Annotated in this window: 17 protein-coding genes; 14 read left to right on the forward strand and 3 right to left on the reverse strand. The window is 69.4% G+C overall.

From position 1 onward, the window contains the following. Positions 1 to 7: 7 nt before the first annotated feature. From BM041_RS26480 to BM041_RS26510, 7 genes are all read left to right on the forward strand, one after another. Entirely contained in the window at positions 8 to 1,684 is a 1,677-nt protein-coding gene (locus tag BM041_RS26480; RefSeq protein ID WP_092962925.1) for a DEAD/DEAH box helicase, read from the forward strand. Positions 1,685 to 1,849: 165 nt separating this feature from the next. Then, positions 1,850 to 2,059: a DUF6511 domain-containing protein gene (locus BM041_RS31605; RefSeq protein ID WP_092962926.1), complete on the forward strand. Its 210-nt coding sequence runs from the start codon at positions 1,850 to 1,852 to the stop codon at positions 2,057 to 2,059. Then, the gene (locus BM041_RS26490; protein WP_092962927.1) at positions 2,059 to 2,826 is read left to right on the forward strand and encodes a hypothetical protein; all 768 of its coding nucleotides are present in this window, start codon (positions 2,059 to 2,061) and stop codon (positions 2,824 to 2,826) included. The genes BM041_RS31605 and BM041_RS26490 overlap by 1 nt, the downstream gene beginning before the upstream one ends. Continuing rightward, entirely contained in the window at positions 2,823 to 5,174 is a 2,352-nt protein-coding gene (locus tag BM041_RS26495) for an AAA family ATPase (RefSeq protein WP_092962946.1), read from the forward strand. Before BM041_RS26490 ends, BM041_RS26495 begins: the two co-directional genes overlap by 4 nt. Before the next feature lie 418 nt (positions 5,175 to 5,592). Beyond that, positions 5,593 to 6,141, forward strand: coding sequence for a crossover junction endodeoxyribonuclease RuvC (locus BM041_RS26500; protein ID WP_092962928.1), 549 nt, complete (start codon positions 5,593 to 5,595; stop codon positions 6,139 to 6,141). Further along, on the forward strand, positions 6,138 to 6,368 hold the full coding sequence (locus BM041_RS26505; RefSeq protein WP_092962929.1) for a hypothetical protein: 231 nt from the start codon (positions 6,138 to 6,140) through the stop codon (positions 6,366 to 6,368). Before BM041_RS26500 ends, BM041_RS26505 begins: the two co-directional genes overlap by 4 nt. Continuing rightward, positions 6,358 to 6,912, forward strand: coding sequence for a DUF6456 domain-containing protein (locus BM041_RS26510; protein ID WP_092962930.1), 555 nt, complete (start codon positions 6,358 to 6,360; stop codon positions 6,910 to 6,912). The genes BM041_RS26505 and BM041_RS26510 overlap by 11 nt, the downstream gene beginning before the upstream one ends. Positions 6,913 to 6,915: 3 nt before the next feature. Here the strand turns inward: BM041_RS26510 and BM041_RS26515 are convergent, their stop codons facing one another. After that, positions 6,916 to 7,425, reverse strand: coding sequence for a GNAT family N-acetyltransferase (locus BM041_RS26515; RefSeq protein WP_245762280.1), 510 nt, complete (start codon positions 7,423 to 7,425; stop codon positions 6,916 to 6,918). Then, positions 7,416 to 7,739 carry a type II toxin-antitoxin system TacA family antitoxin gene (locus BM041_RS26520; RefSeq protein ID WP_092962931.1) on the reverse strand — a complete coding sequence of 108 codons (324 nt, stop codon included), beginning with the start codon at positions 7,737 to 7,739 and terminating at the stop codon, positions 7,416 to 7,418. Before BM041_RS26520 ends, BM041_RS26515 begins: the two co-directional genes overlap by 10 nt. 397 nt (positions 7,740 to 8,136) lie before the next feature. Here BM041_RS26520 and BM041_RS26525 point away from each other — a divergent pair, with 397 nt between their 5' ends. The 4 genes from BM041_RS26525 (at position 8,137) to BM041_RS31610 (ending at position 12,136) form a co-directional block, all read left to right on the forward strand. After that, positions 8,137 to 9,591, forward strand: a complete 1,455-nt coding sequence (locus tag BM041_RS26525) for a site-specific DNA-methyltransferase (protein WP_245762281.1) — start codon at positions 8,137 to 8,139, stop codon at positions 9,589 to 9,591. Then, entirely contained in the window at positions 9,581 to 10,834 is a 1,254-nt protein-coding gene (locus BM041_RS26530) for a site-specific DNA-methyltransferase (protein WP_092962933.1), read from the forward strand. Before BM041_RS26525 ends, BM041_RS26530 begins: the two co-directional genes overlap by 11 nt. 100 nt (positions 10,835 to 10,934) lie before the next feature. Then, entirely contained in the window at positions 10,935 to 11,171 is a 237-nt protein-coding gene (locus tag BM041_RS26535) for a hypothetical protein (RefSeq protein WP_092962934.1), read from the forward strand. A gap of 95 nt (positions 11,172 to 11,266) precedes the next feature. Then, positions 11,267 to 12,136, forward strand: a complete 870-nt coding sequence (locus BM041_RS31610; protein ID WP_245762282.1) for a DUF3489 domain-containing protein — start codon at positions 11,267 to 11,269, stop codon at positions 12,134 to 12,136. 16 nt (positions 12,137 to 12,152) lie between these two features. On the opposite strand, the gene BM041_RS30240 is transcribed toward BM041_RS31610, so the two are convergent. After that, entirely contained in the window at positions 12,153 to 12,386 is a 234-nt protein-coding gene (locus BM041_RS30240; RefSeq protein WP_139226195.1) for a hypothetical protein, read from the reverse strand. A 197-nt stretch (positions 12,387 to 12,583) separates the two neighbouring features. Here BM041_RS30240 and BM041_RS26545 point away from each other — a divergent pair, with 197 nt between their 5' ends. From BM041_RS26545 to BM041_RS26555, 3 genes are all read left to right on the forward strand, one after another. Next, positions 12,584 to 12,784, forward strand: a complete 201-nt coding sequence (locus BM041_RS26545) for a hypothetical protein (protein WP_092962935.1) — start codon at positions 12,584 to 12,586, stop codon at positions 12,782 to 12,784. Beyond that, entirely contained in the window at positions 12,784 to 13,065 is a 282-nt protein-coding gene (locus tag BM041_RS26550) for a hypothetical protein (protein WP_092962936.1), read from the forward strand. Before BM041_RS26545 ends, BM041_RS26550 begins: the two co-directional genes overlap by 1 nt. A gap of 42 nt (positions 13,066 to 13,107) precedes the next feature. Further along, the coding region (locus BM041_RS26555; RefSeq protein ID WP_092962937.1) for a MerR family transcriptional regulator at positions 13,108 to 13,592 on the forward strand (485 nt) is incomplete at its 3' end.

Here is a 13,592-nt window from a genome sequence, read left to right on the forward strand (position 1 = left end):
CACCAGCATGATGCTCCGCCCCCGCCAGAAGCTCTTCGTCGAGCGCAGCCTTCGTGCGCTCGGCCAGCACGGGAATACCCTCGGCGTCGCCCCGACCGGCGCCGGCAAGACGATCATGCTGTCGGCGGCGGTGGGCGAGCATATCGGCAGCAGCGCCGCCAAGGCTGCCGTCCTCGCCCATCGGGATGAGCTGACAGCGCAAAACCTGGCGAAGTTCCGCCGCGTGAACCCCGACATCTCCACCTCGGTGGTGGATGCCGGCCATAAATCCTGGGGCGGCCAGGTCACCTTCGCCATGGTGCCGACGCTGACGCGCCAGGCGAACCTCGAGGCGATGCCGGCGCTGGACCTGCTGGTGATCGACGAGGCGCATCACGCCATCGCCGACAGCTATCGCCGCATCATCGATCGGGCACTGCAGCGGAACCCGGGCTGCCGGATCTACGGCGTCACGGCGACGCCCAACCGCGGCGACAAGGTCGGGCTGCGGCAGGTCTTCTCGAACGTCGCCGACCAGATCCGGCTCGGCGAGCTGATCGCCTCCGGGCACCTGGTGACGCCGCGCACCTTCATCATCGATGTCGGTGTGCAGGACGAGCTCCGCGCGGTGCGCCGCAGCGGCGATGACTTCGACATGGGCGAGGTCGCCCGCGTCATGGACACCGTGCCAGTGACCGACGCGGTGGTGAAGCACTGGCAGGAGAAGGCTGGCGGCCGCCAGACCGTGGTCTTCTGCTCCACCATCGCGCATGCCGAGCACGTCGCTGCCGCCTTCAACGCGGCCGGCGTCCCTACGGTCGTCGTGACCGGCGACATGCCGGACAGCGAGCGGCGTTCCGTCCTGGCCGCCTATGCCAAGGGCGAGGCGCGCATCGTCGTGAATGTCGCGGTGCTCACCGAGGGTTGGGACCATCCCCCCACCTCCTGTGTCGTGCTGCTGCGGCCCAGCTCGTTCAAGTGCACGATGATCCAGATGGTCGGCCGCGGCCTGCGCACCGTCGATCCCACCGAGCATCCCGGCATCGTCAAGCGCGACTGCATCGTGCTCGACTTCGGCACCTCCTCACAGATCCACGGCTGCCTGGAGCAGGACGTCGATCTCGACAGCCAGCCCGGCGAAGGTGAGCCGCCCACCAAGACCTGCCCCTCCTGCGATGCTGAGGTGCCGATCGCGGTGATGGAATGCCCGATCTGCGGTCACGCCTTCGAGCCGCGCGGCCGCGAGACAGCGCCGCTGGCGGACTTCATCATGACGGAGATCGATCTCCTCCGTCGCTCCGCCTTCCAATGGTGCGACCTGTTCGGCGATGACGCCGCCCTGCTGGCAAATGGCTTCAACGGCTGGGCGGGCATCTTCTTCCTGAACGGCGCCTGGCACGCGGTCGGCGGGGCGAAGGAGGAGCGGCCCCGCCTGCTGTCCATCGGGGAGCGGCTGGTAGCGCTGGCCGCGGCGGACGATTGGCTGAACGCCTACGAGACGGACGAGAGCGCCCACAAGAGCCGGCGCTGGCTGCGGGAGCCGCCGACCGAACGCCAGCTGACCCATCTGCCCCCGGCGGCACGGGCCGATCTCGGCATGACCCGGTACCAGGCCTCGGCGCTGCTGACCTTCAAGTTCAACCGCCAGGCCATCCAGCATCTCGTGCGCAGGGCCCAGCCCGCGGCGCTGGGGCAGGCCGCATGATCGATGGCCCGCTCCCCGGAACCGCCCTGCGCCGTCTGCTCCCGCCCGGCGCGTGGCTTTGGCTGGTTCGACCCGGCGCCGCGGAAGAAGCCACGGCCCTCGGTCTCCTTCTGCTGCATCGCCTGCCAGGGCTTCTGGTCGCGCTTGGCGGGGAGGTCATCCGCAATGGTTGACCTCACCGAGCAGGAGAAGGCGGCGATGCGCGCCGCCATGCGCCGCGTCGCGGAGACGATGGCCGAGATCGGCTGGGACACCCGCTTCCAGGATCTAAGCGAGGCGCAGGTGCTGACGCTGATCGAGGTCGCCGTCGGCGGCTTCCAGGAGGCGATGCAGGCGATCGCCCGGCAGGCCGCGGCGGCGGAGGTGCCCTTCTGATGCTCGACTTCAACAGCCGCAGCCAGACCTCGACGCATGTGAATGCCGCCATCGACGCTGCTCTGGTCAAGGCCAATCAGGCGACACCGCCGCGCAGCTACCTGGGCGGCTCCCGCCTCGGCCATGCCTGCGAACGGGCGCTGCAATTCGAGTTCGTGCAGGCCCCAAAGGATGAGGGTGCCGACTTCGACGGCCGGCTGCTGCGCATCTTCGGGATCGGGCACGCGCTGGAGGACGTCGCTGTCGCTTGGCTGCGGGGCGCCGGCTTCGATCTTTACACCCGTCGCGGCGGTGGCGAGCATGGCGAGCAGTTCGGCTTCTCGGTCGCCGGTGGTCGCATCCGTGGCCATGTCGATGGCGTCTTCGCAGGCGGCCCGACCATCCCCGGCATGGCGTTCCCGGCGCTGTGGGAATGCAAGACCATGAACGCCAAGGCCTGGCGCGAGACGTCCAGTAAAGGCGTCGCGGCAGCCAAGCCGATCTATGCGGCGCAGATCGCGGTCTACCAGGCCTATATGGACGCCAGCGTCCCGGGCGTGGCGGACAATCCGGCGCTCTTCACCGCCATCAACAAGGACACAGCGGAGCTGCACCACGAGCTGGTGCCATTCAACGCTGACCTGGCGCAACGCATGTCCGATCGCGCCGTACGCATCCTGGCCGCGACGGATGGCGGCGAGCTTCTGCCCCGCGTTGCCGCCCAGGCCGACCATTTCGAGTGCCGCTTCTGCCCCTGGGCCAAACGGTGCTGGGCGCTGCCTGCATGACGACATGGGGCGACTTCAACGATGCCGCGCCGCTGCCGGATGAGGGCTTGAGCGAGCTTCCCACCGCTGGGCAGGTCGCCCTCGATCGACTTCCCGGTGCTGGGCAACCGATGCCGGCGGCCGCTGGGCCCATCGCGCCGGACATCGAGCAGATCGCCACCTTCCTCGACGTGGTGTTCGGCTATTGCGACGGGCTGATCCCCGTCCGCGGCTTCGTCGACCAGGGCCAGGGCCTCGACACCAAGCCGCACAACATCTGGGTGCCGGCCGATCGGCACGCCGCCGCATCCCTCAGCGCCTATGCCACCTGGGCCGCGCGTGAGGGCAGCGCCGTCTATGTCATCCCCGGCACCGTCGCCGAGCAGGGCCAGGCCCGCGCCGAGCATGTGCTGCAGATGCAGACCGTGGTGGTCGACCTCGACGCTGGCGACATCGCCGCCAAGCTGGCGCATCTGGTCCACCACCTGGGCGCGCCGACCCTGCTGGTCGAGAGCGGCGGCCGCACCGCCGAGGGTGCCGCCAAGCTGCATGCCTGGTGGCGGCTGACGGAGCCGGCCGAGGGCGAGGATCTGGCCCGCCTCTGCGCGCTGCGCGGCGAGATCGCGGAGAAGGTTGGCGGCGACCTTCACTTCCGCTCCGCGCACCAGCCGATCCGCGTGCCTGGCACCGTCCACCAGAAGCATGGCGTGCAGCGGCGCGTTACCATCCGGGAGCACCACCCCAGGGTCGAGGTGGAGCTTCCCGACTTCGCCGCGGCCGTCGCCACCATGCCGACCATGCCCGGCCTTGAGGCGCCCACCGCTGCCCCTGGCGCCAACCGCCCCGGCCTCGATGCCGTCCTGACCACGCCGGTGCGCGAGGGCAGCCAGGACGCATGGACGCGCTTCCAGGGCGCCAGCGCGGCCATTGGGCACTTCGTTCGCATGGTCCACGAGGGCCGTATCACCGGCGACGAGGGCTGGGAGGCGATCTGCCAATACAATGCCGCCTGCCTCCGCCCGGCCTGGCCGCTGGACCGCCTCAAGGTGGAGGCCGACGCGATCTGGGCCCTGCATGTCGACCGCAACGGGCCGCCCCTGCTCCGTGCCGCGGCCCCGCCGCCCGGCGCCATCGCCGCGCACACCCTGGGCGCGCTGCTGGACGACACCTCGCCGATGCCGGACGACCTGATCGGGCCGCGCCTGCTTACCCCGGGCGGGATGCTGGTGCTCGGCGGCGCGCCGAAGGTCGGCAAATCCGATTTCCTGATCAGCCTGCTGGTGCACGCCGCCGCCGGCGCACCCTTCCTGCGCTTCACGGCTCCGCGCCCGCTGCGCGTGTTCTATCTGCAGGCTGAGATCCAGTACCACTACCTGCGCGAGCGCCTGCAGCAGCTCCGGCTCGACCCCGCCGTTGTGGCCCGCGCCCGCGACACCCTCGTCGTCACCCCGAAGCTGCGCATGCTGCTCGACGAGCAGGGCGTTCCCCTCGTCGCTGCCGCCATCCGCGCCGCATTCCCCGACGCGCCGCCCGACATCATCTGCATCGACCCCATCCGCAACCTCTTCGATGGCGGGCCCGCGGGCGAAGGGGAGAACGACAACGCGGCGATGATGTTCTTCCTGCAGGGCCGCGTGGAGGCGCTGCGCGACCAGGTCGCCCCCGAAGCCGGCATCATCCTCGCCCACCACACGAAGAAGCTCAGCAAGCAGCAGGTCAAGGACGATCCCTTCCTGTCGCTCTCGGGCGCCAGTGCGCTGCGCGGCTACTACACCTCTGGCGCCATCCTGTTCCGCCCCGATGAGGAGCAAACCGAGCGCGAACTGCATGTCGAGCTCCGCAATGGGCCGGGCCTCGAGCCGATGCTGGTCGACAAACGCGGCGGCGCCTGGGTCGAGCTCGACCGGACGGGCGAGCGCCTGGTCAGGAAAGACATCGGCCGCAAGCTCGATGCCGAGCGCACGCGCCGCCACGACGTGATCCTGCGCCTGATCGCCGAGGAGGCGGAGGAAGGCCGGCTCTGCACTGCCAACGCCTTTGCGTCGAAGTTCGAGAACAAGCGCGGGCTCGGCGGCAAGGACAACATCCGCGAGCGGATCGGTGTCCTCGCCATGAAAGGCTACATCAAGTACCGGCGTGAGGCCCGAGACCTAGGGCAGCCCTACACCAAGTCGAAGAACGGCTATCTCGTTGTCCAGGACATGCTCCTCGGCACCGGCGAGGAGACCATTGATCCGGAGACCGGCGAGATCATCCCGGCCACCGTGCGGGTGCTCCCGAGCCACTTCCAATGCCCCCGGAGCGAGGCGCTGCTCGAGGTCGAGAACCCCGAGGTGTGGGTGCTGCACGACCCCGAGGAGCCCGCCTGATGGCCCTCTCGATGCGACTTCGCACTGCCCTAAACTGCTCCCGAAACTGCGCAGTTTCGGTCCGAATCTGCTCCCCTGCCGAAACTGCGAGTCTGTTTTTCGTCAATCAGATCAGCGGCTTCTGGCCGAAAGCAGTTTCGCGTAACGAATCTGTCCGAAACTGCTCCGAATCTTCTTTTTCTGATTTGAAATCAGTGCCTAGGAGCAGTTTGGCAGATTCGGTTTTTTGCCTCCCCCCTACGGGGGGTGTGCGTGCGCGCCTCAACGGCGCGCGCACACCACACCTCGGGCGACCGGGTTGGGCGCGTGGGCCACCCCCCCCAGGGTCATCCACCCCAAGCCGGGCAGCGACGGCGAGCTCCGCCAAGAACCGCGCCGTCGCCGCCCTCACCAAGATCATCCCCTCTCGGAGACCACCATGGCACCCGCGACTCTCACCATGCCCGCCGCCCATGCAAGCGGCCCGCCCATCGCCCTCCCGCCCACGATCAGCCTGGCGCACCACGCGGTCCTCGCCCTGGACCTCGGCACCACCACCGGCTGGGCGGTGCGCAGCGCGGATGGCGGCATCACCTCGGGCACCATGACCTTCAAGCCGACCAGGTTCGAGGGCGGCGGAATGCGCTTCCTGCGCTTCCGCGGATGGCTGGCCGAGCTCGCCAACCTGTCCGGCGGCGTGGCGCGGATCGTGTTCGAAGAAGTCCGCGCCCATGCCGGCACCGACGCGGCGCACATCTACGGCGGCTTCCTCGGCACCCTGACCGCCTGGTGCGAGGAGCACGACGTCCCCTACGAGGGCGTCCCGGTCGGCACGATCAAGCGCTACGCCACCGGCAAGGGCAACGCCGACAAGGCGAAGATGGTCGCCGCCATGCAGGCCCGCGGCTTCGCTCCGGCCGATGACAACGAGGCGGATGCGATCGCTCTGCTGCTCTGGGCGACTGACCACACGGGAGGCCGCGCATGAGCATGCACGGCGCACCGCTGCCGCCCCGCTCGTGCCTGGACCGCGGGACGCGTAGCCCGACGAACGACACCGAGGTCAACGCCATGCGGGCTGCCGCCTGGCATCGCCATGGCGTTGCCGCCCTGCCTGTCGCCGAGATCACCGACGACTGGCTGCGCCAGGCCATCACCAACGAAGCCAACCGGCGCTGGGGGCGTCGCAACGGGGAGAACCATCATGGCCGTTAAGCGAAAGCCCAAGGCGGCGAAGGCGAAGCAGGATGATCTGGCGAAGCCCTCGAAGTGGCGTCTCCAACACGGCGGCTTCTCCGAGCCGGTCCGCGACGCGGATCCGGACACGGGCTCACCCGTCGCCCATCGTCGTGCCGTAGACACGCTCGGGCTGATGCTGGCCAATGGCAGCATCACGCCGCAGATGCACGAGGCCGGGGCGATGTTCCGTGTGACCTTCCGCCTCGCGGCGCTGGACGGCATGCGAACGACGCAGCTGCTGCGCATCCAGGGTGGCGGAGGCGATCTGCTGAGCGAACGCCAGGCTGTTGCGCGGCGTCGGTTGGCCGCGGCCCTGGACCTGTTCGGTGGCGCGGACAGCGCCGGCGGAAGCTGCCTGTGGCACGTGCTTGGCCTCGAGTGTTCCCTGCGCGAATGGGCGATGCGGCAGGGGTGGTCGGGCCGTCCGGTCCATCACGTCCAGGCGCAGGGCATCCTGCTCACGGCGCTCGGCGTCCTGGCGTCCCATTATGGCCTGCAACCGCGGGAGCGTGCCGCGTGAGCTTCAGCCCAGGGCGGCCTTCAGGTCCGTCATTGTGGCCATCAGCGTCATCGGGTCGATCGGTGACGGCGTGAAGCCGCAGGCCTGGTAGTAGCGCTGAGCGTCGGCGTTCAGGGCCTGCACCAACACCCCGCGCACCGCCAGCACCTCGCTGGCCTGCAGCACGCGCAGGACCGCATCCCGCAGCAGGGCCCGCCCGATGCCCTGGCCGTGCAGGCTGCGGTCCACCGCCAGGCGGCCCAGCACAGCCATCGGGATCGGGTCTGGCATGTTCCGCTTTACACGTCCGGGAGCGGCGGTCACGGCCACAGCCCCTGCCGCCAGGCAGTAGAAGCCCACCACGAAGCCAGCGCTGCAAACCACGAAGGTCCGTGAGGCGCCGGCCGCCTGATTCGCCCGCGCACGCCGCCGCAGCCAGTCGTCGAGCGTGGCCTCGCCGCTATCGAACATCGCCAGGTCGTGCGTGTCGTCGAGCGGCGCCGGGGCGCTGAGCCGGCCGGCACTCACTCCCACGGTGGCGCGGTCTCCAGCAGCTTGCGCAGCCGGCCGTTTGGGTTGGGCGGCGCGTCGAGCAGCGCCTGGAACTTGGCGTACGCGGCCGGCTGGGTGCGGAACAGCGTGCGGTCGAGAATGGCGTCGGTCGCAGCGCGGCGCGCAGCCTCCAGCATGAACTCGGAGCGCGACTTCCCCGAGAGCACGGCGGCTTGGTCGATCAGGGCACGCTCCTCGGGCCGGACGCGGATGTTGATCGCGCCGACGGTGATGGCGGGCTGGGCCTTTGCGGGGCGTCGGGTTGGGGTGGTGATGCGCTTGGCGGGTGTGGGCATGGTGGCCTCCGGGGCTGGTTCTACGAGTCTGTATGGACATTGTCCACCACGCAGTCGCGGCGTCGATGAAACCGGATTGCGGCACCGGAACCAGAAGGGATAGTGTTTCGACAGTCGTTGAATTGCGACCGCAGCCAAGTGGCTCCCGAGCCACTGACCCGCTGATCAGCCACTGCGGCTCTCGAGCCGCAGGGTCCTTCCTGGCCCCGCTGTATGCGGGGGGCGGAAGCGCGCAAGGTCGCTAGCGCCAGGCCATAAAACAGGGTTGCGGTTTGCAGCCTTTTCCCCGTGCGATCAGCCAGATAACCCGCAAACCATACCGCGTCAGGTTTGCACCTGCGGGCCGCATGGTTTGCACCCACTCCCAAATCCGGATGGCCCGATGACGCTCCCATGGATGGCGGCGAAGATCCTGCTGCGTCCGGTGGCGGAGCTGCACCCGCATGCCGGCAACGCCCGCGTGCACAGCGCCGCGCAGCTGGAGCAGATCAAGGCCAGCATGCTGGCCTTCGGATTCACCAACCCGCTGCTGGTGGACGAGGACGGTGTGCTGATCGCCGGCCACGGGCGGCTGGAAGCTGCGTCCGCGCTCGGCATGGCCAAGGTGCCGACGATCGTGCTGCGCCACCTGTCCGCCGCGCAGAAGGAGGCGCTGCGCCTCGCCGACAATCGCATCGCGGAGAATGCCACCTGGGACCAAGCGCTGCTGCGTGATGCGCTGGCCGCGGTGCAGGCGGCGCAGGACATCGACCTCGGCGCGCTCGGCTTCTCGGCGGATGAGCTCGCGGACATCCTCGCGGCGGCTGGAGATGCCGTGTCCGACGGCGACGCGCCCGAGGCTCTGTCCGCGGTTCCCGCCGAGGGGGGCGATGGCACTGGCGCGGCGGGCACTGAGACGGAGCAGGCGGACGACCCCGCCGATGCCGAGCCTGAGCCGCCGCGCCAGGCCGTCACCCGCCCCGGCGATCTCTGGCTGCTCGGCGAGCATCGTCTGCTGTGCGGTGACAGCACAGACTCCGCCAGCGTGGCGCGCGTGATGGGCGAGGACCGTGCCGCGCTGCTGTTCACCAGCCCGCCCTACGGCAACCAGCGCGACTACACGACCGGCGGCGGCACCGATTGGGATGCCCTCATGCAGGGCGTGTTCCAGCATCTCGACGCGGCCATGCGGCCGGACGCCCAGGTGCTGGTGAACCTCGGCCTGATCCACCGCGACAACGAATGGCAGCCCTATTGGTCGGGCTGGCTCGACTGGATGCGCGCCCGCGGCTGGCGCCGCTTCGGGCTGTACACCTGGGACCAGGGACCCGGCCTGCCCGGCGACTGGAACGGGCGCCTCGCGCCGGCTTTCGAGTTCGTCTTCCACTTCAATCGGCAGGCGCGCCAGGCGAACAAGATCGTCCCGTGCAAATGGGCCGGCACGCCGAACAAGGGCAGCGGGCTGCGCGCCGCCGACGGCACCATCTCGGAATATCAGCATGCAGGGCTGCCGGTGCAGGACTTCCGGATCCCCGACAACGTGCTGCGCCTGACCCGCCACAAGGGCCGCGGCATCGAGACGGAGCACCCCGCGGTGTTCCCAGTCGTGCTGCCGGAATTCCTGATGCGCACCTACACCGACGAGGGCGAGGTCGTGTTCGAACCGTTCGGCGGCTCGGGCACCACTATCCTGGCAGGTCAGCGAACCGGACGGGCTTTGCGCGCGATCGAGCTGGCGCCTGCCTATGTCGACCTGGCCATCGCCCGCTGGCGGATGCTCCATCCCGAGCTGCCGGTGACCCTCGCCGAAGATGGGCGCGATTACGACGCCATTGCCGCGGTGCGGATGGAGATCACCGCCAATGCAGCCTGATCTCGTCGTCTCGTCGCTGCCGGTGGCTGGGCTCGTCCCCTATGCCGAGAACGCCCGCACGCATTCGCCGTCGCAGGTGGCACAGATCGCGGCGTCCATCGCCGAGTTCGGCTTTGTAAACCCGGTGCTGGTCGACGCCGAAGGCGTGCTGATCGCCGGCCATGGCCGCGTCATGGCGGCGAAACAGCTCGGGCTCGCCTCCGTGCCGGTGCTGCGGCTCGGTCATCTCTCCCCGGCGCAGGCGCGCGCCCTGCGCTTGGCCGACAATCAGATCGCGCTGAACTCGGGCTGGGACGAAGCGCTGCTGGCCGCCGAGATTGCCCGCATCCGCGACGAGGCGGTGGTCGACCTCGAGGTGCTCGGCTTCTCCGGGATGGAGCTCGACCGGCTGCTAGCAGCTGCCGATGCTGGTCTCGGCGATGATGCCGACGATGCGCCGCCACCGCCCGCGGTGCCCGTCAGCCGGACCGGTGATCTGTGGCGCTGCGGCGAGCACCGGCTGCTCTGCGGCGACGCGACGAAGCTGATCGACGTCCAGCGCGCCCTCGGCGCAGGCCACTTGGCCGACATGGGCTTCGTCGATCCGCCCTATAACGTGGCCTACGAGGGCGGCACCGCCGCCAAGATGACCATCGCCAACGACGCGCTCGGCGGTGGCTTTCCCGAGTTCCTCCGTCCCGCGCTGGCCAATCTGCTCTCGGTCACCAAGGGCGCCTGCTACGTCTGCATGTCCTCCTCCGAATGGCCCACGCTGCATCGCGTCTGGCAGGAGGCCGGCGGCAAATGGTCCAGCACCATCATCTGGGCAAAGAACACCTTTGCCCTCGGCCGTGCCGACTACCACCAGCAGTTCGAGGCGATGCTCTACGGCTGGCGCCAGGGCAGCCATCACTATTGGTGCGGGGCGCGCGACCAGGGGAACGTCTGGCATTTCGACAAGCCGGCGCGCAACGATCTGCACCCCACCATGAAGCCGGTGGCACTGGTCGAGCGCGCCATCCGCAACAGCAGCAAGCCGCGCGACACGGTGCTGGATTGCTTCGGCGGGTCGGGCACGACGATGATCGCGGCGGAGCGCACGGGGCGCCGCGCTGTGCTGCTGGAGATCGATCCCGCCTATGCCGACGTGATCGTGCGGCGCTGGCAGGAGACGACTGGCGAAGCCGCGGTGCTGGAGGGCGAGGATCGCATCTTTGCCGATGTCGCAGCGGCGCGATTGATGATCGAGAAAGCCCAATTATAGCAACAAGATAACGCTGCATCTTGCTTGGCTCGTGCGCGTCACAGCGCGAATGGTCCGTCACACGCAGAGCGCCCCGCCCTGCACCACGACGGAGACGACCATGACCGACCGCGAAGCCCGCGCCGCCCGCAACCAGGAAAACAGCCTGGCGGCCTTCCTCGCGAAGAAGGCCGAATTCGACGCCCTCCTCGCGGAGCTCACCCAGGCCAGCGCAGACCATTTCGGCGCTGACCCCGAGACGGTGCTCTGGGGTGAAGCAGCCTGGCTTTCGGATGCCACCGCGAAGCTGAAGGACATCGCGGACCAGCATTTCCGCCGCGGTGAATACGCCTGCTGACGCGGGCCACTTCCGCACCGCCCCGACCGGCAGCGCCGGCGGGGCTCCCGGCAGTAGGGGCCGATGACCGGCACCCGGAACCGGAGACCACCACGATGACCAAGCTTTCCGATACCCAGCGCGTGATCCTCAGCGCCGCCGCGCAGCACGAGATGGGCCTCGCCCGCGCGCCGAAGACCCTACCCGCCGCGGCCCGCAACGCGGTCTTCCGCAGCCTCATCAAGAACAACCTGCTCACCGAGATCAACGCCCCGCGGGAGCATGTCGGGCTGGGCTGGCGCCAGGACGAGGATGGGACCTGGATCGTGGCGCGCATCACCGACGAGGGGCTTCGCGCCATCGGCATCGACCCGAACGAGGGCGACGCGGAGGCCGGCGAGCCCGACTGCTCCGGCATCGAGGGCAGCGTGGCCGACACGGCGCCCACGGTGGCGGCCGGCACCACGCCGGGGGAAAGCCCCGCGCCCGCCGCCGAGCCCGCCCAGGCCGCGCCCCTGACGGAGGAAATCGCCATGCTCGACCAGGCCCTCGCGGCGCGGACCACCACGGCGCGCACCAGCCTGCGCGACACCGCCGCGGCCATCCTCGCCGCCTGGGACGATCAGGCTGCCCGCTTCGGGACGCATGATGGCGACCTGATCGGCGCGCTGGACGCGCCGATGGCGGCATTGCGCAGCCTGCTTGCCGGCAAGCCCACGCGCGCACCGCGGGACGCCAGCGCGCCGCGCAAGCCGCGCGAGGGCACGAAGCAGGAGCAGGTGCTGGCGATGCTGCGCCGGCCCGAGGGTGCGACAGTCGCGCAGATCGCCGAGGCCACCGGCTGGAACAGCAACACGGTGCGCGGCTTCATGGCGGGGCTGAAGAAGAAGGGCCACACGGTCGAGGTTCGGGATCGCATTCGCCAGGTTGGCCCCAACAAGACGGGCGCCAAAGGCTCCTACACCATCTACGCTTTGGCAGGCTGAGCCTGGGCGGGATTGGTCAGGGCTCGCTGCTGGCAAGCGGCGGGCCCTGATGCCGTTCTCCGGGCTTCAATTTTGGCTTCGGGGGATCGAGGGCGAGCACCATTTCATCCACTGTCCATCCTTGACGCTTCGCAGCGTTGGCAACGCCCCGCAGCACCTCGCGCGCATCATCGATGTACAGTTTCACGACACGCGGTGTGCCGACACCATTCCCCGCCAGAGCCAGCGCTTTGGCCGTCTCGTAGATCATCTTCTCGATGTCTTTCGGTGCGCTCCGCTGTGGCATGTCCGTCGTCCTTTGCTCGTCGCGCCATGATGCACATCGGGCATTGCAGCGACCATCGAAAACCTGCAGCGAACATCGATCATTCCACTTGGCTGCGCTCCGACACAGCGCGAATCGTCCGTCACGCGCAAGGCATCCCGCCCCGCCAGACGGAGACGACGATGAGCACCACCATCCTCCCGCACCTGACCGCCGAAGGCCCGCAGGACAGCGCCGCCTGGCAGCAGCTTCTCGCCACCGCACCGCGCAGCAAAGACAGCGTGGGCCGCGCGACAATCCAGGTCTGCACCGCCAGTGACGGGCGTGGGATCTTCGCCACGGTGGACTACGCGACCTGCCAGACAGAGAAGGAGGAGGGTTGATGCCCTCCGAGCGACGCTGGATCATCCTGGCGCAGGATGGCCGGCACGTGACGATGGGCCGCGCCGCGCCGCCCAGCGAGGCCGAGGTCGAAGCCGCCGCCGCGGCGCTTGTAGCGCAGGGGCTGGCCGGCTGGCTTGCGACGCTGGACGGGAACTACTGGTCGCGCCGCCGCGTGGTCCTCGCACCGGTGCAGATGCTCGGCGACGGCGCCACGCTGGATTGGCCCGCTGCCATCATCGCATTTGAAGCCGCCCGCCAGCGCGCCCTTCGTCCCCTCTGACAAGGCCGGCATCGCCATCACGCGCGGCGGGAGGTCGCCGCCATGCCGGAAATGACCGCCTCCACGCGCGAGGCCGCGCGGCGCCTCGGCGTCAGCGACACCGCCATCCACAAGGCCGAACGCTCGGGCCGCATCGCCCGCGAACCAGACGGCCAGTGGGACATCGACAAGACCCGCCGCCGCCTGACCGAAACCGCCGATCCCGCCCGCTCACCCCTGGCCAGCGGCGCCGGCGCGGAGGGCACGCCCTTCGCCCGACTGAAGGTCGCGCAGCTCGCCCTGAAGGTGGAGGCGCAGCGCCTTTCGCTGGATGAGACCAAGCGCCGCCTGCTCGATGTCACTGAGGCCAACGCCGCGCTCGACGAGATCGGCAGCACGATGCGCGACGCGCTGCTGAACTGGCCCGCCCGCGTCTCCGGCCTGATCGCTGCCGAGATCAGCGTCGACCCGCATCTGCTGCAGACCATCCTGCAGAGCCACATCAACGACCTGCTGACGGAGGCGGCCGATCGCTTCGATCCAGCAGG

Source organism: Falsiroseomonas stagni DSM 19981 (assembly GCF_900114315.1).
Taxonomy (GTDB): domain Bacteria; phylum Pseudomonadota; class Alphaproteobacteria; order Acetobacterales; family Acetobacteraceae; genus Falsiroseomonas; species Falsiroseomonas stagni.